Source organism: Paenibacillus sp. P4_A7, assembly GCF_056402455.1.
Genome location: NZ_JBFUHJ010000763.1, coordinates 1 through 1,386 on the forward strand (window position 1 = coordinate 1; position 1,386 = coordinate 1,386).

1 protein-coding gene is annotated in these 1,386 nt (G+C 45.3%); it reads right to left on the minus strand.

What is annotated here, in order from left to right:
• Positions 1-1,386, minus strand: a 1,386-nt coding sequence (rhaD, locus tag AC1DWN_RS33770; protein WP_477563188.1) for a bifunctional rhamnulose-1-phosphate aldolase/short-chain dehydrogenase, incomplete at both ends; no start/stop codon positions are given.

Below are 1,386 nucleotides of genomic sequence, written 5' to 3' on the forward strand. Positions count from 1 at the left end.
GTTCCATATTGCAGAACCCTGCAAAATAGCATCTGGTAAAATCGTATTCACGCGGATTCCGAACTCGCCGCCTTCTGCAGCTATACAACGTGCTAGATGTGCTTCAAGCGCTTTTACTGAGCTATAAGCAGTAGCGTTCTTTCCTGCATAGATGGAGTTTTTGGAACCGATGAACACCATATTGCCACCAATACTTTGTTGCTTCATTAGTTTAAATGCTTCGCGAGCAACAAGGAAATATCCTGTTCCAAGCACGTTCATATTGAGGTTCCATTCTTTAAGTGTAGTCTCCTCGAATGGACTCGAAGTAGCAAGACCCGCATTATTGACGATAATGTCGACACCGCCGTAAGTCAAAGCTGTTTCTGCGTATGCTGCAGCAATCTGCTCTTCGGACGTTACATCCATTTTCACTGCTATAGCACGGAAGTCACCGTATTTATCGTTAATTTCAGCTGCAATCTTCTGAGCACCTTCAAGATTCAGATCCGCCAGCACCACATGAGCGCCTTCGGAAACTAAACGGCGAGCTGTCTCGCTGCCAATTCCACCAGCTCCACCCGTAATGAAAGCAATCTTGCGTGAAAACTCTGTTTCGGCTGGTGCTAGAGATAGCTTGTAAAGCTCAAGTGGCCAATATTCCACATTGTAAGATTCATTTTCGCTTAGTGAAACAAATTCACCAAGTGCTGTTGCACCACGCATAACAGCGATAGCACGATGGTATAGAGCACCACTTACTTGTGACATAGCCCAGCTCTTGCCCGTGTTGATCATACCGATACCTGGAATAAGAATAACACGCGGCGCAGCTTCGAACATAACATCGCCTTCGTTTTTATTACGATCAAAGTAAGCTTTATATTGTTCTTTGTAAGCAGAGATTCCTGCAATAAGTTTTTCTTTAAGACCATCGATATCCTCTGCGTTAGGAGTCCAATCAATAAAGAGTGGAACAACCTTGGTGTGCACGAGGTGATCCGGACAAGCCGCGCCTACCTGTGACAATTGCGGTGAATCTTGACCGCTTACGAATGAAAGCACGTCAGCCTCGTCATCAAAAGTCAAAATCATTTTCTTCGCATCGCTTACAGCACCGCGAATCGTTGGTATAACTGCAGCAGCAACGCTTTTACGAACGTCTTCAGCAAGAACTTCATTCTTCACGCCGCCGAACAGCGAACCCTCGTCGAAGCGCGATTCAATAAACGCTTCTGCTTCGGAAATAATTTTGATCGTTTGCGCGTAGCACTCCTCAGACGTTTCACCCCAAGTTACTAGGCCATGTTTCTCCATCAAAACTAATTCAGCATTCGGGTTAGCAAGTACGCCTTCAGCAATCATTTTGGAAAGATTGAATCCAGGACGTACATAAGGAACCCATAC